This window comes from Paenibacillus selenitireducens (assembly GCF_002021565.1).
Taxonomy (GTDB): Bacteria; Bacillota; Bacilli; order Paenibacillales; family Paenibacillaceae; genus Paenibacillus_K; species Paenibacillus_K selenitireducens.
In genome coordinates this window covers 252,997-273,483 of record NZ_MSZX01000007.1, presented here as the reverse complement: position 1 = coordinate 273,483, position 20,487 = coordinate 252,997, and the positions used below count along the sequence as shown (strand labels likewise).

Annotated in this window: 18 protein-coding genes and 1 pseudogene; 11 read left to right on the top strand and 8 right to left on the bottom strand. The window is 43.9% G+C overall.

Annotation, left to right across the window (positions count from 1 at the left end; all coding sequences use genetic code 11):
- Window positions 1–160: 160 nt before the first annotated feature.
- Complete coding sequence (locus tag BVG16_RS18930; RefSeq protein ID WP_078500543.1) at window positions 161–577, top strand: hypothetical protein; 417 nt, start codon at window positions 161–163, stop codon at window positions 575–577.
- A gap of 83 nt (window positions 578–660) precedes the next feature.
- Window positions 661–1,176: a GNAT family N-acetyltransferase gene (locus tag BVG16_RS18925; RefSeq protein ID WP_078500542.1), complete on the top strand. Its 516-nt coding sequence runs from the start codon at window positions 661–663 to the stop codon at window positions 1,174–1,176.
- A 51-nt stretch (window positions 1,177–1,227) separates the two neighbouring features.
- Here the strand turns inward: BVG16_RS18925 and BVG16_RS18920 are convergent, their stop codons facing one another.
- From BVG16_RS18920 to BVG16_RS18910, 3 genes and pseudogenes are all read right to left on the bottom strand, one after another.
- Window positions 1,228–1,677: a hypothetical protein gene (locus tag BVG16_RS18920; RefSeq protein WP_078500541.1), complete on the bottom strand. Its 450-nt coding sequence runs from the start codon at window positions 1,675–1,677 to the stop codon at window positions 1,228–1,230.
- 471 nt (window positions 1,678–2,148) lie between these two features.
- Window positions 2,149–2,541 (bottom strand): annotated as a pseudogene (locus tag BVG16_RS18915) (type II toxin-antitoxin system death-on-curing family toxin); the annotation flags it as partial.
- A gap of 9 nt (window positions 2,542–2,550) precedes the next feature.
- The gene (locus BVG16_RS18910; protein WP_198957500.1) at window positions 2,551–2,805 is read right to left on the bottom strand and encodes an AbrB/MazE/SpoVT family DNA-binding domain-containing protein; all 255 of its coding nucleotides are present in this window, start codon (window positions 2,803–2,805) and stop codon (window positions 2,551–2,553) included.
- 218 nt (window positions 2,806–3,023) lie between these two features.
- Between BVG16_RS18910 and BVG16_RS18905 the strand changes: the two genes are divergently transcribed.
- A complete protein-coding gene (locus BVG16_RS18905; protein ID WP_078500538.1) occupies window positions 3,024–3,323 on the top strand; it encodes an AraC family ligand binding domain-containing protein in 300 nt (99 codons plus the stop codon).
- A complete protein-coding gene (locus BVG16_RS18900) occupies window positions 3,323–4,108 on the top strand; it encodes a Crp/Fnr family transcriptional regulator (protein ID WP_078500537.1) in 786 nt (261 codons plus the stop codon). The genes BVG16_RS18905 and BVG16_RS18900 overlap by 1 nt, the downstream gene beginning before the upstream one ends.
- 169 nt (window positions 4,109–4,277) lie before the next feature.
- On the opposite strand, the gene BVG16_RS18895 is transcribed toward BVG16_RS18900, so the two are convergent.
- The 4 genes from BVG16_RS18895 to BVG16_RS18880 all read right to left on the bottom strand — a co-directional run bounded on the left by BVG16_RS18895 (window position 4,278) and on the right by BVG16_RS18880 (window position 7,902).
- Entirely contained in the window at window positions 4,278–4,997 is a 720-nt protein-coding gene (locus BVG16_RS18895; protein ID WP_078500536.1) for a Crp/Fnr family transcriptional regulator, read from the bottom strand.
- Between the two features lie 266 nt (window positions 4,998–5,263).
- Entirely contained in the window at window positions 5,264–5,428 is a 165-nt protein-coding gene (gene rd, locus BVG16_RS18890) for a rubredoxin (RefSeq protein ID WP_078500535.1), read from the bottom strand.
- Entirely contained in the window at window positions 5,428–6,648 is a 1,221-nt protein-coding gene (locus BVG16_RS18885) for an NAD(P)/FAD-dependent oxidoreductase (RefSeq protein ID WP_078500534.1), read from the bottom strand. The genes rd and BVG16_RS18885 overlap by 1 nt, the downstream gene beginning before the upstream one ends.
- A 24-nt stretch (window positions 6,649–6,672) precedes the next feature.
- Window positions 6,673–7,902: an FprA family A-type flavoprotein gene (locus BVG16_RS18880; protein WP_078500533.1), complete on the bottom strand. Its 1,230-nt coding sequence runs from the start codon at window positions 7,900–7,902 to the stop codon at window positions 6,673–6,675.
- 235 nt (window positions 7,903–8,137) lie between these two features.
- On the opposite strand from BVG16_RS18880, the gene BVG16_RS18875 reads away from it, so the two are divergent.
- Together BVG16_RS18875 and BVG16_RS18870 are read left to right on the top strand one after the other, a co-directional pair.
- Window positions 8,138–8,344 (top strand): helix-turn-helix transcriptional regulator, encoded by a 207-nt coding sequence (locus BVG16_RS18875; protein WP_078500532.1) that lies wholly within the window; start codon window positions 8,138–8,140, stop codon window positions 8,342–8,344.
- On the top strand, window positions 8,341–8,772 hold the full coding sequence (locus tag BVG16_RS18870; RefSeq protein ID WP_078500530.1) for a hypothetical protein: 432 nt from the start codon (window positions 8,341–8,343) through the stop codon (window positions 8,770–8,772). Before BVG16_RS18875 ends, BVG16_RS18870 begins: the two co-directional genes overlap by 4 nt.
- A 190-nt stretch (window positions 8,773–8,962) precedes the next feature.
- On the opposite strand, the gene BVG16_RS18865 is transcribed toward BVG16_RS18870, so the two are convergent.
- Window positions 8,963–9,322, bottom strand: a complete 360-nt coding sequence (locus BVG16_RS18865) for a group I truncated hemoglobin (protein ID WP_078500528.1) — start codon at window positions 9,320–9,322, stop codon at window positions 8,963–8,965.
- A 405-nt stretch (window positions 9,323–9,727) separates the two neighbouring features.
- On the opposite strand from BVG16_RS18865, the gene BVG16_RS18860 reads away from it, so the two are divergent.
- The 5 genes from BVG16_RS18860 to BVG16_RS33400 all read left to right on the top strand — a co-directional run bounded on the left by BVG16_RS18860 (window position 9,728) and on the right by BVG16_RS33400 (window position 20,469).
- Window positions 9,728–10,282 carry a TetR/AcrR family transcriptional regulator gene (locus tag BVG16_RS18860; protein WP_078500526.1) on the top strand — a complete coding sequence of 185 codons (555 nt, stop codon included), beginning with the start codon at window positions 9,728–9,730 and terminating at the stop codon, window positions 10,280–10,282.
- A gap of 11 nt (window positions 10,283–10,293) precedes the next feature.
- Window positions 10,294–10,722, top strand: a complete 429-nt coding sequence (locus BVG16_RS18855) for a DUF3995 domain-containing protein (RefSeq protein ID WP_078500524.1) — start codon at window positions 10,294–10,296, stop codon at window positions 10,720–10,722.
- A gap of 421 nt (window positions 10,723–11,143) precedes the next feature.
- A complete protein-coding gene (locus BVG16_RS18845) occupies window positions 11,144–11,653 on the top strand; it encodes a hypothetical protein (protein ID WP_078500520.1) in 510 nt (169 codons plus the stop codon).
- Window positions 11,654–11,655: 2 nt separating this feature from the next.
- On the top strand, window positions 11,656–12,675 hold the full coding sequence (locus tag BVG16_RS18840; RefSeq protein ID WP_078500518.1) for a carcinine hydrolase/isopenicillin-N N-acyltransferase family protein: 1,020 nt from the start codon (window positions 11,656–11,658) through the stop codon (window positions 12,673–12,675).
- Window positions 12,676–13,113: 438 nt separating this feature from the next.
- Window positions 13,114–20,469, top strand: a complete 7,356-nt coding sequence (locus BVG16_RS33400) for a DUF4855 domain-containing protein (RefSeq protein WP_233147092.1) — start codon at window positions 13,114–13,116, stop codon at window positions 20,467–20,469.
- The last annotated feature ends 18 nt before the right edge of the window (window positions 20,470–20,487 follow it).

The window sequence follows — 20,487 nt, the reverse complement described above, 5'->3', positions numbered from 1 at the left end:
CTTCTGTTCTTATATTTCTCGAAGAAACGCTTACCGTCCTTGAAAGGACGCCGTTGGCGTTTCTTCTTGATTCAAGAGGATATTTTTTACAAGATTAAGTACACTACATAGTGTACGTTGTGTACATATTCTTGTACAATGGAGGCGAGGAGGGGTGATTATGCAAACTGTTTTGAATGCAACGGATGTTCGAGCGAATTTTGGTGGATTCATTGATACCATTGTAAGAGAAAAACCGCAAGCTATTAAACGCAATAGAGATGTCATCATGGCGTTCTCCAAGCAGCAAATGAGAGAACTGTTGTCGGTATATGAATTGACATTTGAATATGAGCAGGACGAAGATGGACGGTATGCAGGATCCATAGAACAAATCGAGGACATTGTTGCAGACGGTGAGACAATCGATGAGCTTAGATTAGAATTAGCACGACAGTTAGTCGAATATGCAATCGATTACGAGAATAACTATTCCCGCTATTATAATACGCCCAATCGCCATAAACACGCGCCCTACATATTACGTGTCCTGCTGGAAGATGATATTGAATCGGTTGCACAAATGTTTCATACCTAGTTGGAGTGATCTGGACAATTTCTTAAGACGTGATGGATGGGTTATGGAAGAAGTAATAAACATTTGAATGGCGGTCATTGAACATGGATATATTCATAGAGATATTGCGTACCACAGATGCAGAAGCATTATTGAAGTTTGAACTTGAGAACAGAGCTTTTTTCGAAGAAATGGTACCCACTCGTGGAGATGACTACTATAATCCTGAGATTTTTAACAAAAGGCATGAAGCCTTACTTGAAGAGCAAGCTCAAGGAGGCTCCTATTTCTATTTAATCAAAGCTCAAGAAGGTTCTATTCTAGGAAGAATAAATCTAGTCGATATCGATAAATCTCAAAAAATCGGCCACCTCGGTTATAGAGTGGGGCAAGCGCATACGGGGAAAGGTATTGCTCATCAAGCATTAAAATTACTATTAGAAACCGTAACGGATAAAGACATTCTAAAGATCCATGCGCAAACAACAACGAATAACATCGCGTCCCAAAAAGTTCTAGAGAAAAATGGATTTAAGAGTACAGAGACCGCTGATGAAGAGTTCGAGATGAATGGTCAGAAGTTTAAATTTGTTTATTATACTTGGACGAACGGGTTTTGATAAAAGATAACGGATGGAGAGCACCTTACGAGGTGCTCTTTTCGCTAGTATCTATATGTTATCTATCTTCTCCCCTGTTTCTGCGGATACTTCTATGGCACTTATCAATCTATGCAAATATGAAGCATCATGGAAATCCGGGGTTTCGTTCGTATTCCATTGAATATCTTTAGCAAAGGATTGGTGTGCTCTAAATACATTTGTGAAAGGTGCCTCTTTATTGTCCTCCATTAGAACAGTGAAATCACTATTTTGACTCGAGAATATATGATGTGTTGAATCATAATTAGCTATCGATACGTTCATACCGCCATATTGCGGATGTCCGATGGATTGATTTTGATAGAGTCTGATGACCCCTTTTTCTCCTTGTATTTCCAAAAGAAATTGAGGATAAGCTCCACCTTGCAGATGGACGATAATGGGGATATTGTTATTGATTTTTCCATGAATCAAATATTGATCCTCTATGCTTTTGCTGATCGTACTATCGTTATCCAAAATACGAGCTTCTGTATAATGCGTGTGGTAATTGGCTTGAAGTTCAGTGAAATGTCCGAAATCAAAGATTAAGATGTGTCAGCTTGGAATGGGCGTAACTTTGATTCCAGAATCGGATACTGCTGCATTCGGCGTAAGAAAGTATAAAGTGATAGATCATAGGTATTGCGAAATTGAAAAATTCATCTGTTATCGAAAAAACCATACAATTACAGGGATCGAACAGCAATTAATGAATAGGATCGTAACTGCGAAAGATTAAAGTCGAGTCAATTGTTGCGACAAAGCTATTGGAAGCTTCTTCAATGAAAAATAAGCTGACGCTGGTTGAGGACCGACATCAGCTTGCTGTCTAATTTTTTTTTTTAGTGTTCACTAAATTAGGACTTTGACCACTGTATGAGATCGAATTTTTGCTACCACATAAGAAAGTATATGTTTTTCGGTATACAGGCCTCGATAGAGGTTTTCTCATGCCTTCCTATCTATACAATTCTCTTGGATAATTGAAGAGAGTTCTTGAAAAGAATATTTATGATTCACCATATGAACCGCCATGTCTTCGGCATCTTTCTGATTCATCACAAAGCTATATCCGTTCAACTGAAGGAAGATCACAAGGGCAGCAAAGGCCGTTCTTTTATTAGCATTTTGGAATGGATGGTTCTTTCCTAATGATTCAAAGAGAGCAGCGGCTTTTCCAAATATGAATGGATAGGCATCTTCACCAAAGGCGGATGAACGTGCACGCAGAACAGCGGATTCCAACAAGCCGCTATCTTTGACACCAATGTGTTCACCAGGACTATATTTTTGGATCATTGCTACATTAATCGCAATTACTTCTGGAACAGATAGATAGCGAACACCATACTAACGATCCTTTAGTCCTTTTAGAGTATCGTTATATTGTTCCATCACTTGTGAGAGGGTTTCTAAGAAATCGGGGCCGATACCATTAGGTACATTAGGTAATTCAACTTTATTTGCTTTGCGAATAATGATTTCTCCATCTAGTTCTTTTACGTCAATATGAACAGTATCACCAAGTTCAAGACCGATTTGTTTTAATGCTTCTGTCATTGTAATGCCGAGACTATTGCCGAACTTTGTAACCTTACGTTCCATCTCCATCACCCTTACCCATACGATTCACTCCTTATTATACTATTCAACTGTTACATATAATTTTACAAATGTACACGAACTCAATTTACTTGTGTTAGAAGTGATTCGAATCACAGGTCATGTATGATGGATTGGGTATACTTTTATCATTGATAATCATTATCATAATGAGATCCGAAATTATTCATAATTTTTCTGGATGAAAGGGAGTTATTTCAATGAAGTTATTCAACCTTGAAAGTCATTTGCATGAGAAAGACAAATACATGGCCCCACTCACCGCTTTTGAGAAAACAAAGGTTGTTCAGATTCAATTAACGGCGGGAAACGGTATCCCGGACCATATGGCGAATGCGGATCTGCTCATTGTTGTTCAGAAGGGAATCGTCGTCTTTGAGGTTGCAGGTGAACGCGTGGAATTGACGCCTAGTCAAATGCTATACATGGAGCCAAAGGAGCAGCACAGCCTTCAAGCTGTGGACGATGTTGAGCTGTTACTCATCCGAGTAGAAAGATAATGGAGATCGAAACCTCAATCATTACATTTTTGCGGTCGGTTAAATTATTCAGCAATCTGACAGAGGAAGAGCTTGAAGTTGTTGCGGGCATTTGTCACAAGGAGTATTTCGCCAAAGGAGACCCTCTCTTTCTTCAGTCGGAGAAGCTTGAGAACGTTTATATTATCGCCCAGGGCCGTGTTCGTCTGTACGGGATGAGTGAGACAGGTATGGAGCAGACGTTCCAACTGATTGATCGTGGTGAAATGTGCCCGCATGTCGGCTTTTTCCGCTCAGGTAACTATCCTCACCATGCAATGGCGGCAATGTTGGTGCAATGCATCGTGATTAAGGTGAAAGACTTTGAGCAGCTGTTGCTCACTTATCCAGATATAAGTTTGAAGATGATGCAATTATTAGCGGATAAAATCATAGATTTACAGCACCGGCTTGAGGTGAAAACGTTCTATCCGATTGAGGTTCAGTTCATTTCTTTGCTGCTTCGACTAAGCGAGGTGCATAGTGAGCAGCTTGATGACCAGTGGAGGCAGTTCACTACGATGTTCACAAATGCTGAACTAGCCGGCATGCTTGGTTCCACGCGTGAGACGATTAATCGCGTCATTAATAAGTTAAAGAAGCAGCAAATTGTCCATATCAATAATAGCGGACTTCTTCAGATTCAGACGGAGGGGCTGAGAAGTATGCTGTCGCCTGCGCTTATCAAATCGATGGATCAACCCAAAAAATACGTAGTTTCATCTCTGGCCAAGGTCTGCTGTATAAGGGGAGGGCATGAGGTATGAAGTATGAAGAGTCCAGGTGGGAAGCGAGGCGAGGAGCATACAGGGCTGCCCGATGCTACGGCTTCTGTTATCTATGGTGAAGCGACATTCCCCTTGCCTCCACCAACATGAAAAGGACACCTCAGAGGTGTCCTTTTTGCGCTGTATTACAAAACCTATTCCTATGAAATTATTGAATGTACTCTCTTAACGCATGTTGATTTTTAACTAAAAGCTGCTTATTGCCAGACAAGGAAATGAGGCCCATTCTTTCGAATTTGCTGAACTTCCGGCTGATAGTTTCTCGAGTAACTCCTACATAACTTGCTATCTCTTCTCGCGAGATTGGCAATTTTATTAGAATACCTTCCTGATGTTTGCTGCCAAACTTTCGACAAAATTCCAAAATCATATATGCTACACGAACATCCGGGTCTTTGGTGGCCAAATTTTGCGCTAAATTCTCTGTATGTGCTAATCGTTTGGTTAACGCTGCTAATAATTTCATTGAGATCCCAGGATTATTCTGCATAATCTGGTCTATTGCCTCTTTGGTTAGCAGGCATATCTCAGTATCTTCAATTGCATATACGCTGAAATTATGTGTTTCATCCGGATTGAACAGATGCAATTCCCCAAAGAATTCCCCGCTCGTAAGAAGATATAGAATTTGCTCTTTTCCATCCATTGTGAATTTAGAAACTTTAACCTGTCCACTATTGACAATAAACAATTTATCCGATTTCTCACCCTCGTTAAGCAGCATCTGCCCCTTATTGTACTGAATATGCCTTGTCATCCGGGATATCTTCACAATCTCTTCATCGGATAACGACTGAAAAATCGGAACCTTCTTCGGGCAGGGTACCTTAACCTGACCTTTATCATCGTTACAAGAATGTTCGTTCATAGATTCATCACCTAGTCAAAAATTATTCTATATCGCTTGACGTCAACGATAATGAATATCGATGAGAATAGTATAGCATGAGGGTTGGGCGAAACATTGTGTTTTCAAGCACAAACCTCGGTGTGAAGAACCCATCCAAACTAGATAAACCGCCTCCATACACCTGTTCAAGCATGAACAAGCGGGAGGCGGTTTGGGTGAGGGTATTAGAAAATTATTCATTTATTTGTAGTAATGCTAAGTTATGTTGTATAGGGTTCCTCTAACTATTCTGTTACTTTGGCAAATTGATCCTTGCCTTCACCGCATACTGGACAAAGCCAATCTTCAGGCAAATCCTCGAATGCAGTACCCGGTTCAATATCTTCATCCGGATCACCTACAGCAGGGTTGTAAATGTACCCGCATGGTATGCATATATATTTATCCATTACTCATTTCCTCCTTGTTTAACCGAGTCCATGACCTCCTGGATCGACAGTTCGTTCAGGTTAAGCTCGGCGACAGAAGCTTGGTTCTCGATAGCGGCTTTATAAGGTGCCGCAGCTATGACACTTTCTAATGAAATGACACCAACAATCTGATTATCTTTTAAAAATAATCTTGTATACTTTCCTGCACCGTCTTCTTCCGTCAGCGTAGTATCGCATTGAGCCTCATCCACAAGACCCATGGAGAACAAGGAAAGATCGAATGCATTAAATACGGTTAATGGGATCGTCTTCTGATATACCTCTGTTCCCATGGAGGCCATATTCTTACCGGCGATCTTTCCTTGATCCATGGCACGATCCCACAGACCTTCAACTACGCCATTCAACTCTGTAACATCTCCGGCAGCATAGACATCGGCAATGCTTGTCTCCATTCTATCGTTAACCACAATACCTCTGCATGTCTTCATGGCAGTGTTTTCTACAAGATCCATATTTGGAATTACACCGATGGCATAGGTGATACTGTCACACGGAATTGTATTATCATTCACTAGAATCCCTGTAACCTGATCTTCCCCAATAATTTGCTGAATGTTAGCCTGCAAATGAACCTGTACACCCGCGTCTTCGATCTTTTTTTTCAGCAGCTCGCTAGTATGCTCATCTAATTGTCTGGCCATTAATCGCGGAGCGACTTCAAGGATCGTCACCTTCTTGCCTGCCTTCACAAGGGACCATACGGTCTCTACGCCTTGAATCCCGCCGCCAATGTTGACAATACTTGATTTATCCTCGATATATGCCTTGAATTCTTCGGCTTCATGTCTTTCTCGAATGCTATATACGCCTTGTTTATCAATACCGTCAACCATCAGCTTTCGATTATTTGCCCCAGTACAAATCAGCAGCTTATCATAAGCAATACATTCGCCGGCTGAGGTCACTAGAGTATGTTGATCGAAATCGATGCGCTCGACTCTTGTATTCGGGAACGTCTGAATCTGCTGCTTCTCATACCATTTTTCCTTCTTGATTAATACTTTGTCACTGCGTAAATCAGAGAATAAATCCTTGGACAATTTAATTCGATTATAAGGTAAGGCATCCTCTGCACCGAATACCATTATGTTTCCTTCTGGATCCTGATCTCGAATGGCTTTCGCTGCGTTGACTGCCGCAACTCCAGTACCGATGATACAATAGTTCTTTTTCATGGCTTCACCTGCTTTATCAATGATTTAGATGGCGCTTTGCAATAAGTCGGCAACAAAGGCTGCTGCGTGTTCAATCTTCTTCAATTGTTCGTTCTTAGGAGCAAATCGAATGCGGACAGGGAATTCAACATGCAGCATACCCGTTGTCTTAATGACTTGTGATGTGCTTTGAACATTCATATTCGTCTGCATGAGATAATCTTGAATGACTTCAATCGCTTCCCCACTCCAACCATAGGAACCAAAGGCTGCCGCAATTTTTCCTTCCAGATTCATTTCCTTCAAGTCGATAAGCAGGTCTTCCAGATTCCCAATCATATCGGCATATTTGGTTGAGCTTCCGATCCATACCGCATCCGCTTCTTTAATGCTTGCGATAATCTCATCCTTATCTGTTTTATCCGCATTGAACACGGAGGCTTCAATCTGATTCTCCTCAAAGATACGTTTGATCTGCTCAGCTACTTTCTTGGTATTGTTCTTGATCGTGGTGTAGACAATCGTGACTCGTTTATCTTCAACCGTATTCGCGCTTAATTGGGCATAAAGATCAATGTACTTCTGAATATCCGTCCGCAGAATAAATCCGTGCGAAGGAGCAATCATCTGCACATCTAGTTCTTCTAAGGCTTTAAGCAACGTTCTTACATATCTGCGATGCGGATGAATAATGGCATTATAGTAGCCAATAAAATCCTCTGTAATATCAAAGCCTGCTTCATCTGCAAAGAAGGACTGTGCAGCCATATGCGTACTAAAAATATCGCAAGGGAACAAAATTTTATCTTCCACACAATAGGTAATCATTGTTTCCGCGGTATGCAGGTATGGAGTTTCTTTGAATTTTAAGGTTTTTCCGCCAATATCCAGCGTATCTCCATCCTTTACGACCAAGAAATTCCTCGAGTGAAGCTTATACATTTCTTTCAGATCATCAACGGCCAATTCCGTACATACGATCGTGGCATTTGGCGCTCTTCCTGCCAAGGCAGCTAAACCGCCGGAATGGTCCGGCTCGGTATGGTTAATTACGATATATTGAATCTCACTGGGATCAATAAGCTGACTTAAATATTCAACAAATTCTCTACCAAACTCCAAATCTACGGTATCGATTACAGTTGGTTTAGCCGTGTGCAGCAAGTATGCGTTGTACGTCGTTCCTTTTGCTAGAATTAAGCGGTGAAACGGTACCTCTCGATTATCAATCTTTCCTACCCAGTATGTGTCCTCGGCTAACTTAATTTTATTCATCTATCTTGTCCTCCTATCGAGTGTGTTGTTGTTTACTGATTGCCTTCATCCTATACGAAATTTTAAAATCCAATCAGGATTTGAATCACAATCGAGAAAAGTTCTCACAAATCCTTCGAAAGCAAGCAACTTAAAGAAGACATTAAAAAAGTCATAAACCTTGTCCTGTAGGCGGTATGTAACATATATTTTACATAAAGTAATATATATGTTACAATACCAATGGAGGGGTTATATGAAAAATCACGTAAAGGTTGCTCGTGTGAAAGCAGATTTAACACAACAACAGCTTGCTGATGCGGTTGGTATTACAAGACAAACGATCAGTCATATTGAAAAAGGGAAATATAATCCGTCATTAAAGCTATGCTTACAAATTTGCTATGCTGTAAACGCGAAATTAGATGAAATATTTTGGGTGAATCAGGAGGATTTTGAATGAAGAAAATTACAGATGAACGACTCATTCTAAGGAATTTACAGAATATTAAAATTGCGTATATTGTCCAAACCATTGGGGTTTTATGCATTCTTGGGTACGAATTCTTTAAAGGTGGACTTGAGGGGATGCGTGAGAACCCACTTTGGATGGTATTTATGTTAACGTCTGTTGTATCTGGCTATTTATCGATGAGTGTTAGCGTAGAACATGAAAAAGAACTTAAAAATTCTAAGAAATCATTTATTGTTAGTTTGATAGTACTAACTGTTATTGTAGTAGCTGTTACTTATCTGACTTCCATTACACCAAACTCTGGCTGGATAGATGGCCTATTAATAGGAGTTATCCTATTTATCTGCGGTTTCATCCCAATGTATTATGTATATCGTTTGAGAGCGAAGCAAGAGCAGGATCTAGAAGATGAGTAGAGGGTTGTGAGTTAAGAGTCTGTGAGTATGCGAGTAACCTGGATACAAAACGATATTGAGTTGATAATTACGTCGAAGAGCCGAGAAGAGTGCAGGAGCCTAATTCCGCAATCTCTCGGTTTCTGTGTGTAAAGGAGTAACAAACCTTTCTTTAACCCGATTGAACCCAATCTCAATTGTTCTTAAACATTTACTTGTTAATCACATCGTCCCTCAACGTTGCGACTGTACTAAGTGCTTGATTGATATCGGCTTCTTGTACTCCGAAATGTTCTAAAGCATCATGCAAATGCTTTACAATCGCATCAAAGTGTACGGGTTGCAGGTTCATGCCTGTGTGTACTTTCGCCATAGATTGCCCTGTATATTGATTCGGACCGCCTATGGCAAAGCTGATGAATTTAGTTTGGTGACGGCGTTGTTTGTCCATGTCTGTGTTAGCAAAAAAGTGATTGACGGTATCATCGGCTAATACGAGGTCGTAAAAGTAATCAACAACTTTGCCAATGGTTTCTTCACCGCCAAGTTTGTCGTAAAGTTCCGTAGTCATGTAATCCTCCGTTTCTGTTATGAACGTAGACAGAGTAATTATTCCCAGGAATGGATGGATTATGTGAGTAGAACCGTATAACTATATTTATAAAGAAAACAGCATGAATGAATTCCAATTAGATGCCAATGGACATGTAAAAGTAGAGTATATTCCCGAGTTAGAGATCACCTTGCCAGTAACCCCGAAATAGCTGCTGGTGAGTGACAACTCAGAGCAGTACCAGCTCCCCCCAAGTCTATAAGACACTGGCCTTGATCGGTCAGTGTTTTTGGGTATGAATTGTGACGTAGGAGTCGAGTCTCCGAATATTTTGTGTACGCAACCGTACAGATATTTACAGCCGCCGGATTTCCGTTTACAATAGATCTATCTAGACGGTACCGTACATAAAGAGGTGATGAAATGCCAAAGATCGTTGCTTCGGAAGAGCAATGGATTGAAATTGGACTACAATGCTTCGCACAAGGTGGGGCGGAGGCGCTTGTCATTGAGAAAATGGCAGCATCTTTAGGATGCAGCAAGAGCAGCTTTTATTGGTATTTCAAAAATCGGGATACCTTTCAGAAGCGAATCGTGGATAAATGGAGGGAGCGTACGACAGATCAAGTCATTGTTTCTTCCTCCGAAGAATCGAGTGTGGATGAGCAGATTTTATCGGTGTTGCGGCAGATGTTTGCGGATACGAATCGAGGCGAATTTCTTTTTTATTTACGAAAGCTTTCGTTAAAGGAGCCGGCTTATTGCTCGGTACTGAATGAAGTCGAGCAGCTGCGAATCGAGTACGCGAAAGGATTGTTCCTACGCAAGGGCTTCCCCGAAGAGCGTGCAACCCATGTCTCGTGGATGTTATACCATTACTACTTGGGTTGGTACGAGCGACATAAGCATGAATCGATCAGCGAGCAGGAAGTCGAACATCATATTCAAATGCTGTGGTCTAAATGGATGAATTCCTAAGGAGGCGGAACATGGTAATTATACTTGCATGGGGTGTTGGCGGAATCTTGTTTGTCATAAGCGGCTTGCATTTCTATTGGGTATGGGGAGGTAGCGGGGGATACAGGGCAGTGATTCCGAGCATGGAAACAGGACCGATTTTTCGGCCATCCAAACTCGGAACGGGAGTCGTTGCTGTACTTCTCGCATTAGCGGCATGGTTGGCCTTGGAATGGGGAGGCATTCAACGAGGGCTGTTCTCGGATATTCTGCTGAAGTATGGCGGTTGGTTACTAACTGTCGTGTTCCTAGTTCGCGCAATCGGCGACTTCAAATGGGTAGGATTTTTTAAGAAGAAGCGGGGAACGGTGTTCGCCAAATGGGATAGCCTGCTCTATTCGCCGCTCTGCCTTTTGTTAGGTACCGCACTGCTTATGATCGGACTTTTGCGAATGGATTGAGTTCTAAGTTGAATGGCGAAGCTGCGGATCAGTATGCACGAGGACATTTTCGTCTGAAAGAATTAGGCAATTCCAGGTTGTATATTTTCAAAAATAACCCTCCATATATCCGAATCAATTTGGAGAATGGTTATATTTTCTATAACGAAAAGGAGTCGAGTAAGACAGCTCAGGTGTTTGAGCAGCTGCAAAAACAGGTGGTACGTAAGTAGAGATTCGATCTTTCGGATGTAAGAGTTTGAGGTGTTCATGAATTGGAAAAGGTAAGACGCGAATCCACAACCGGTGAAGGTTGTGGATTTTTGTACGATCAAAATACGATGAGCAAGTCGTGGTGACATAAAATATGCCAAAAACTATTGCCATTAAATATGTCTGAAGTTATAGTATTGACATAAAATACGTCAAGGAGGGGATCCCGGTGAATAAGCAAGAGATGGCTCGTTCCACAACGGTGTTGGAATACATGGTCATGATCAATGAGCAGTCCTATTCGGGTATAGGTCGCGAACTCAACATTACACCGCAACAGTTCTCAGATTGGATTAAGAAGCGAAGACCCATACCGTATGAGCGGCTGCAGGCTCTCGCTGATTATTTCGGCATAGAGGGCGGCTTGCTTATCGATCATGATCACTATGCGAAACTGCTGACACCGCTTGCCAAGAACGAACTTCACATTCTTCTCGTCGACCAGAAGGTAGGAGCGCTGGAAGCGGAGGGAGCGGCAGAGGTAGATATTGAGCCTTATCGGTTGAAAAAAGGGAAGCTCCAGCAGGAGCGGGTAGATGAACTGCGTCTTGCGAGGGTGGCTGATGTCCTGAAGCAGAAAGACGAACGGATTGATGCCATTCTCGATATCGTGCTGGATGAGATTGATGCTGGACGGTTAGATGAACTAGATAATAAACTGCGGAAGGGAGATGAATAGGGATGAGTACGGCCATGCACATCGGTCAGGCAGGAATAAATCTGCTGGGCAAAAATCAAGACGTTCCTTACGATGGAACGTACCTTTTCACAAATAAGCGTGGAGTTGCGAAAAGAGCGATGGTGATGCCACCGGATCAGCCGGTTGAATGGGTGTCTCGTTATGGGAGCATCACCGTCTCACAGGTGGGGAAGGAAATGCCTAACGGTGGGATGAACGAAGCTGGTCTCGTGGTGGAACAGACCACCTTATGGCAGTCTTCCTATCCAGAAAGCAGTAGCTTGCCTGCCATTGGCGAGCTTCCATGGATCCAGCTCCTGCTTGATACCTGCGCAGTGGTTCAGGAAGCTATTGAAGCGGCTTCTATAGTCCGTATTATTCAGCCAATGTCACGCCTTCACTACATGGTCGCTGATCGCGCAGGTCAGTGTGCAGTTATTGAATTTTTACATGGAAAGATGAACGTATACAGCGGCGAAGACCTACCAATATCGGTTCTGGCGAATACACCTTATCTCGAGGCAGTCAAAGACTTGGGAGATGGGGAAGCAACTATGTCTAATGTTGATGATGACTATTGCAGAAATTCGATGAAACGCTTTGCGATTGCGGCTGCGACAGTTACCCAACCCGTCCTATCTAAAGCGGAGGATCCATTGGATTTCATGTTCGAAGTGCTGCGGGCTGCAGAACGGGAGGATACTGCCTATAGCCTGGTTTACGATTTGGAAAAAATAGAACTGCATTTTCTATCGAATCGATATCGGGAAAGGAAAACCGTTCGACTTAGCGAGTTGGATGTTTCTTTGGACTCGGAGGCCATGGCACTTCATCTGCAACAATCGGCAAGGGGAGACTGTAAGGACCTTTTTGTTGCTTATAATTCGAGCATCAACCGCATGATCGTGGAATCGTTTTTTCGGGACCCCGTATTAACAAAAGCATTCCGCTGGACGATTACAGAAGAAATGATAGATTTCGTAGCGTCATTTCCAGATGGTTATCCGTGTATAGAATCATGATGAGTTAGGTCCGAGTGAAGTCACAATTGTGATTATGAATACCGCTGTCAATGAGATCTTCGGAAGAGGGGGTTTTCTTTGCTGTTACATAGAAGTATTTTTGAATCGTTCCTTAAGACTCATAGGATTCTATAAAACATAGATTCTCGTAGGTCATCTAGTCTTATAGTCGTAGTAGGTTCGGAGGAGGTTTGCAGCTCGATCCGTTTCTCCGAAGGACATGTAAACAAATGTATACGAAAGGTAATCATTTATCTCTTTGAATCAGGGGTTAAGTTTCATACTGTTACAGTAAGCCATCGCTTAGGCTTCTCAATTTTGCGGTGGGATCACGGAAAGGAGGAAAGAACATCGAATTCAGATTGAAATGAAAAATATGTTTTTAAACGTATGATGATGTTTCTTGACTCAACAAAGAAAAGAAAGGGGCTAGCATGTATGAAATGGAATAAAAGATGGATTTCTATCGCCATGATTGCAGTTATATTGTTCACGCTGGTTCCGGCCGTGCAAGCGGAAGAAGCACCTCCGCCAACACAAACGGAAGAGCAGGTAACGGTAAACCCACCGGGTGAGACCGACCCGGCAAATTCAGGCGAGGTGCCAGATCCGACAACGCCACCTGAAGAGCAGGTGCCGGCAAAGGAGGAGGGGGTTGTCTCCGCCGTATATGGCATTCATAATTTGGCCTTGGGCCTTCCTTATGAATGGTCAGAAGAGCCAGAATCGTCATATCCTGATGACGGTACGAAGCTTACCGATGGTAAATACGGAAAATTGGATAAGTCAGATCCAGCGTGGGTAGGGCATGTCAAGAAGAAAACCCGCGAGGTCGTGTTCGATTTAGGCGAGGCTAAGTCGATCTCGTCGATTAATGCTCATTTTTTACAGGATTGGCCAACCAACAATGTACTTATGCCGCTGACGGTCTCGATGTATGTCTCCGATGACAAGCAGAATTGGGGATTTCTCTCACATAATGCAACCCAGACGCTTTGGAAAGATGGACAATACGGGGAGACCTATACATGGGATGGAAGTAAGGATGGCATCAAGAGCGTAGGTCCGGAAGCGAAGATAGCCTATGCTCAATATGTGAAGGTAACCTTTACAATGCATACCAGAGCGATGAGCTTCGTGGATGAAATTGAAATTCTGGGTGAAGATGGGCAAAGCGATGGGGCGGTAACCGTTCCAGCGGAACAACCGCAGTTCTTAGCACCGGGCGAAGCCACAGCAGGCATTAAAAATCTTGGATTGCTCTATAATGGTCAATATGCGAATGATAAGGGAACTTGGATGAAGGATCGAATCATTCCTAACATCAGTTATGTTGATAAGACAGGGAAGCCGACCGATTGGCTCTTTGACGGTGTCCTTTATCTCGGACTAAATCCTCCAACAGCGGGCCGTGATTTTGGCGGTAACGCGTACCTGGAGGACTGGAAATGGTATCTTGAGAAAACATTTGATCCTACAGGAGATATGTATCAGCTGAATGAAGCGACCAAGGAAGTCGGGATCGCCTTGAATCAGCCTACGCAAAAGGAAAAGGTTGTCTTGATGATTCCGGACCCAGGTGAATCTATAACGAATTTCGGAACCATTGACGGTGAAAATTTAAGCTTCAGTGCTTCAGATGTCGGAAAAGAGAAAGCGCTTGCAAACCGAGAAAAAGCGGTTCAGTGGTATTTAAATGAAGTGAAGCAAAAGTGGGAAGCAGCGAATTATTCCCATCTTGATCTCGTGGGCATGTACTGGCTGGAAGAGCAAATCAGTACCAGTGCGGATGGACCGGCTTTGATTCGTTCTGTAAGCGATAAAGTCCATACTATGAATGTTTCCGGCAATAACAGCATGAAGTTTTTCTGGATCCCTCACTCCTTGGCATACAAGAGCTATATGTGGAAAGATGTCGGGTTTGACGCTGCTGCTTTCCAGCCGAACTATTTCTTCGAGCCGATGGATTATGACCGTCTGGAAGATACAGCGAATTTAGCGAAGCAGTACGGGATGACGAATGAAATGGAGTTCGACGACCGTATGCTGACCGATGGCGTATTCCGCGAGCGGTATATTGATTATTTGAATAGCGGTGTTGAGACAGGTCTGATGACAAATGGCTTTCATGTCTACTATCAAGGTAACAATGCCGTGTATGATTCAGCGGTAAGCAAGGATCCTGCAACACGTATTTTGTATGATTGGCTGTACGAATATGTGAAAGGAACATACACCGTCAACAATGCTGCCCCTCCAGAGGTAGAGGTGCAAATGAACGGGCAACTGTACCAAAATGGAATCATCCTGCCGGACAGTCAATCCGTTTCATTTACATGGAAATTAAAAGAAGATGATGGAATTACAAAAGTAACGGCTACGTATGATGGGAAGCCTTATACCGCAGGGACCGTTATGCCTCTGACTGGCAAGTTAGGCAAGCATGAGCTGGTCGTTACTGTAACATCGGGCAAATCGCAGAAGACGTCGTATGTCGTGGAAGCATCAACGAATGCAACGGGTATTCAAGCGGCAGTGGATAGCTTCGTGAAGAATGGCCAAATTACAGATGCTGGAGCGGCAAGTGCTCTGAACGACGTTCTAGATACGATGAAACCATTCGAAGGCGTAGATCAGGAGCAATATAACAAGCATCTTAAGAGTTTTAGTGCAAAGCTTGATCAATTCAAGAAAAGTAATGTCATGAAAGACGAAGCCTACAACACGCTGAAGGAAAGCGTCTATTACCTCATAGGCAATTTGGCGCAAAATAAAGCGGCAGAAGCTTCATCGATCGAAGGCAATAATCCGAATTACGCGCCGGCTAAAGCCGTCGACGGATTCCCTGCTTCAAGATGGGCGAGCGAATTAACGGATAATACTTGGTTCCTGGTTGATCTCGGTGAAGAGAAGGAAATGGATACGGTTCGAATCGATTGGGAATATGCTCGCGCCGATAAATACAAACTTCTTGTGTCGAACGACAAGCAGAACTGGGCCAATGTGATGCCAAATGACGGAATCATTACCGCGCATGATGGCAAAGAAATCGTGCAGTTTAGCCAGGTCAAGGCAAGATACATTAAATTCCAAGGAATAAGTAGAGCGACCTATTACGGATATTCCTTCTATGAATTTGGCGTCTATAACTTGTCAGAGAAAGCAGCAGTCAACGATCGTAATCTCGCACTAGGGCTCTCTTATACATGGTCCGAAGCACCGGAAGCTGCGTATCCGGATGATAATTATAAGCTTACAGATGGTAAATACGGCAAATTAGATGTCAAAGATCCAGCGTGGGTCGGACATCTCAAGAAGAAGACACGCGAAGTCGTGTTTGATTTAGGAGACAAGAAGTCAATCTCCAAAATTAAAGCTCATTTTCTGCAGGATTGGCCTACGAATAACGTGCTCTTACCTTTGACGGTCTCGATGTACGTCTCCGACGATAAGCAAAATTGGGGATTGCTCTCGGATAATGCAACCCAGGTTCTGTGGATCGATGGACTACACGATGAGACCTATACATGGGATGGAAGCAAAGACGGAATCAAAGCTGTAGGGCCTGAAGCGAAGATGGCCTATGCTCGTTATGTGAAAGTAACCTTTACAATGCATACCAGAGCGATGAGCTTTGTGGATGAAATTGAAATTCTCGGTACAGACGGAAAAGCTGCTGAAGCGGTATCCGTTCCAACGACGGAACCGCAGTTCTTAGCACCGGGCGAAGCTACAGCAGGCATTAAGAATCTTGGATTGCTCTATAACGGGAAATATGCGAATGATAAGGGAACTTGGATGAAGGATCGGATCATTCCGAACATCAGTTATGTCGATAAGACAGGGAAGCCGACCGATTGGCTCTTTGACGGTGTCCTTTATCTCGGAATAAATCCTCCAACAGCGGGCCGTGATTTTGGCGGTAACGCATACCTGGAGGACTGGAAATGGTATCTTGAGAAAACATTTGCTCCTACAGGAGATATGTATCAGCTGAATGAAGCGACCAAGGAAGTCGGGATCGCCTTGAAACAGCCTACACAAAAGGAAAAGGTTGTCTTGATGATTCCGGACCCAGGGGAGTCGATCAAGAATTTTGGTACCATTGATGGTGAGAATTTAAGCTTCAACGCTTCAGATGTTGGCAAAGAGAAAGCGCTTGCGAATCGGGAAAAAGCGGTTCAATGGTATTTAAATCAAGTGAAGCAAAAGTGGGAAGCAGCGAATTATTCCCATCTCGAGCTCGTGGGTATGTACTGGCTGGAAGAGCAAATCAGTACGAGTGCGGATGGACCGGCTTTAATCCGTTACGTAAGCGAGAAAGTCCACACGATGAATGTTGCAAACAATGAAAATATGAAATTTTTCTGGATACCTCACTTTTTTGCATACAAAGGCTTTATGTGGAAGGATGTCGGCTTTGATGCTGTAGCCTTCCAACCGAACTATTTCTTTGAGGAAATGGGCTATGACCGTCTGGCAGACGCAGCGAACCTAGCGAAGCAGTATGGCATGTCCAATGAGCTGGAGTTCGATGACCGTATGCTGACAGATGGCGTATTCCGCGAACGGTATATCGATTATCTGAACAGCGGCGTTGAGACAGGTCTGATGCAAGAGGGCTTCAGAGCTTACTACCAAGGCAACAATGCCGTGTACGATACGGCGGTAAGCAAAGACCCTGCAACACGGATTATGTATGATTGGCTGTACCAATTCGTGAAAGGAACGTATCAAGTCAACAATGCCCCTCCTCCAGAGGCGGAAGTACAAATGAATGGGCAACTGCTTCAAAGCGGAGTTACATTGCCTGATACGTCGTCCATCAAGTTTACATGGAAGCTTAAAGAGGATGACGGAAGCGGAATCACAAAGGTAACAGCTACGTATGATGGCAAATCGTATACCGAAGGAACGGTCATTGATCTGGCAGGCAAACTCGGGAAACATGAGCTGGTCATCACCGTGGCATCGGGTAAATCGAAGAAAACCACATATGTGATCGAAGCGTCCACGAATGCATCCGGGATCCAAGCGTTAGTCGATCGTTTCGAGAAAGCACAACAATTTACGAACGCTGAAGCGGCTCGTTCCTTGAACAACTACTTGGAAATGATGAAGCGCTTCGAGGGAGTAGATGCAGCACAAGCTGCCAAATACTTAAAAGCCTTCAATGCGAAGCTAGACCAACTCAAGAAAGATAATGTCATTAAAGATGGTGCTTACAATACGCTGAAGGAAAGCGTCTATCACCTCACGGGTAATATGGCGCAGAATAAAGCGGTAGAAGCCTCTTCGGTTGAAGGTAACAATGCGAATTATGCCGCTGCCAAAGCCGTCGACGGGTTCCCTGCTTCCAGATGGGCGAGTGAATATGTTGACAACACATGGTTCATGGTCGATCTTGGGGAAGAGAAAGTGATGGATACGGTCAGAATCGATTGGGAGACGGCTCGTGCTCAAACCTATAAGCTTCTCGTCTCTAACGATAAGCAGAATTGGACCAATGTGATGGCCAATGACGGAATCATTACGGCGCATGATGGCAAAGAAACGGTTCAGTTTAACCCGGTCAAAGCGAGATACATGAAATTCCAAGGGGTAAAAAGAGCGACAGATTACGGATACTCCTTCTATGAATTGGGTATCTATAACCTATCGGGAGCTGAGGAAGTCAAAGCCATTGACGGTGTAACAGCAACGGTAAACGGAGCAACGAAACAAGTAACGATTAATGGGCTTGTCATGAACGGCACCCTTGCCGATGTGAAACTGAAAGTACTTGATCCGACAGGCGAGGTCAATTACGAAGCACAGACGAAGGGCACCAAAGCGGGCAGCTTCGAATTTACCTTTACCCTCACGGGTGATGAAGAAGGAAGCTACGAGGCATACCTATCCACGGATGGTATGAATGAGCCTGTAAAAGTGACTTTCGATTACAAGAAAGGAATGCCAACCACAATCGAAGGTCTGGAGGCAACGATAGACGCAGCAACGAAAAAGGTAACGATTGCTGGGCAAGTGAAGAATAGCTCCGCTGCAGATGTGAGTTTGAAGGTACTTGATCCGACAGGCGAGGTCAATTACGAAGCGCAGACGAAGAGCACCGAAGCAGGCAGCTTCGAATTTACCTTCACGCTAACAGGCGATGATGAAGGAACCTACGAGGCATCTCTATCCACGAGTGATATGAGCGAGCCAGTGAAAGTGACCTTTGATTACAAGAAAGCAACCCCAGGAACTCCAACAACAATTGAAGGTCTGAAGGCAACTATAGACGCAGCTACGAAAAAAGTAACGATTGATGGGTTCGTGAAGAATAGTACCGCTGCCGATGTGAAATTGAAAGTACTCGATCCGAATAGCGCAGTTCATTATGAAGCGCAGACGAAGAGTACTGAAGCGGGCAGCTTCCAGTTTACATTCACGCTTACGGGTGATGTAGTAGGAACCTATGAGGCATCTCTATCCACGAGTGATATGAGCGAGCCAGTGAAAGTGAGCTTTGATTACAAGAAAGATAGCGGCAACCCTGGTAGTGGTAGCAGCGGTGGCGGAACGACCGTTCCAACACCAACACCAACGCCAACGCCTGCAGAAATTCAGCCGCAACCGGATGGATCCGTGAAAGCCGTCGTGAGCTCCAAGCTCCAATCCGATGGAAAAACGGCAGTCGGTGCGATAAGCGAGCAGGAAATGCGGAAAGCGATGTCGCAAGCGAAAGCCAATTCAGATGGCAAGCTGAAGGTAAACATTGAGCTGAAGAAAAACGGCGCGGCAACGAACTATGCGGTAGATCTTCCTGCAGCGTTCTTGTCCGAAAATCCTAACCTTCTGATTGAAGTGAGCACGCCAATAGCATCGTTCACGGTATCCGGACAAATGTTCGCGAAATCGGCTGAGCTCGGCAAGCAATTGCGCTTTGTTGTTCGTGAACAGGACAGAAAGGCATTGAGCCAAGCGGCACAAGCACAAGTAGGCAACAGACCAATTGTTGTGCTAGAGGTGCAAATGGATGGCAAGTCCATCGCATGGAAGAATGAGAAGGCGCCAATGACCGTTACGATTCCGTATTCGCTAGCTGGTCAAGAGACAGCAGCAAAAATCGGCATCCTATCGATCAATGACAAAGGCGAGACGACCGTGATTACGAATGCAGCCTATTCAGCGGCCGACAAGCACATCCGGTTCCAAACAGACCATGCAGGTACGTATGCGGTATTCTACCAGCAGCCTGTATCACAATTTACGGACTTAGGTAGTCATGGATGGGCACAAGAAGCCATTGAGAAGTTGGCCGCTTTAGGAATCGTGAACGGTACATCATCTACAGCATTCCAACCAGCTGAACAGGTGAGCAGAGCAGACTTCATTTTAATGCTCGTGCGAGCACTTGATTTGAAGGTGGAAGCAAGCGATGCATTCGCAGATGTTCAAGCGGGAGATTACTATTACGAGGCTGTCTCTATTGCGAAGCAGTTGGGTATCGTGACTGGCATCGATGGCGATCGGTTAGATCCGAAGGCTAAGATGACGCGTCAAGACATGATGGTCATGGTAGCGCGTGCGTTGAAGGCAGCCAAAGCAAAAGAAGTCGCGGGTGACATCGCGGCGCTTGAAGGCTTCAAAGATGCAGGAAATGTATCTGATTATGCGGCAGGCAGTATTGCAGGCATGATCGAACAAGGACTGATTCAAGGTGACGGGGGAATGATTCATCCACGCAATAATACGACCCGTGCTGAGACAGCCGTGTTCTTGTACCGTTTGTTGAACTTTCTATCCAAGTAATCGAGGATAGGCGTGATC

Bases quoted from the DNA above. Each gene is read 5' to 3' on its own strand.
- BVG16_RS18930 (WP_078500543.1), top strand. From the start codon at position 161: ATGCAAACTGTTTTGAATGCAACGGATGTTCGAGCGAATTTTGGTGGA.
- BVG16_RS18925 (WP_078500542.1), top strand. From the start codon at position 661: ATGGATATATTCATAGAGATATTGCGTACCACAGATGCAGAAGCATTA.
- BVG16_RS18910 (WP_198957500.1), bottom strand. From the start codon at position 2,805: ATGGAACGTAAGGTTACAAAGTTCGGCAATAGTCTCGGCATTACAATG.
- BVG16_RS18905 (WP_078500538.1), top strand. From the start codon at position 3,024: ATGAAGTTATTCAACCTTGAAAGTCATTTGCATGAGAAAGACAAATAC.
- BVG16_RS18900 (WP_078500537.1), top strand. From the start codon at position 3,323: ATGGAGATCGAAACCTCAATCATTACATTTTTGCGGTCGGTTAAATTA.
- BVG16_RS18895 (WP_078500536.1), bottom strand. From the start codon at position 4,997: ATGAACGAACATTCTTGTAACGATGATAAAGGTCAGGTTAAGGTACCC.
- rd (WP_078500535.1), bottom strand. From the start codon at position 5,428: ATGGATAAATATATATGCATACCATGCGGGTACATTTACAACCCTGCT.
- BVG16_RS18885 (WP_078500534.1), bottom strand. From the start codon at position 6,648: ATGAAAAAGAACTATTGTATCATCGGTACTGGAGTTGCGGCAGTCAAC.
- BVG16_RS18880 (WP_078500533.1), bottom strand. From the start codon at position 7,902: ATGAATAAAATTAAGTTAGCCGAGGACACATACTGGGTAGGAAAGATT.
- BVG16_RS18875 (WP_078500532.1), top strand. From the start codon at position 8,138: ATGAAAAATCACGTAAAGGTTGCTCGTGTGAAAGCAGATTTAACACAA.
- BVG16_RS18870 (WP_078500530.1), top strand. From the start codon at position 8,341: ATGAAGAAAATTACAGATGAACGACTCATTCTAAGGAATTTACAGAAT.
- BVG16_RS18865 (WP_078500528.1), bottom strand. From the start codon at position 9,322: ATGACTACGGAACTTTACGACAAACTTGGCGGTGAAGAAACCATTGGC.
- BVG16_RS18860 (WP_078500526.1), top strand. From the start codon at position 9,728: ATGCCAAAGATCGTTGCTTCGGAAGAGCAATGGATTGAAATTGGACTA.
- BVG16_RS18855 (WP_078500524.1), top strand. From the start codon at position 10,294: ATGGTAATTATACTTGCATGGGGTGTTGGCGGAATCTTGTTTGTCATA.
- BVG16_RS18840 (WP_078500518.1), top strand. From the start codon at position 11,656: ATGAGTACGGCCATGCACATCGGTCAGGCAGGAATAAATCTGCTGGGC.
- BVG16_RS33400 (WP_233147092.1), top strand. From the start codon at position 13,114: ATGAAATGGAATAAAAGATGGATTTCTATCGCCATGATTGCAGTTATA.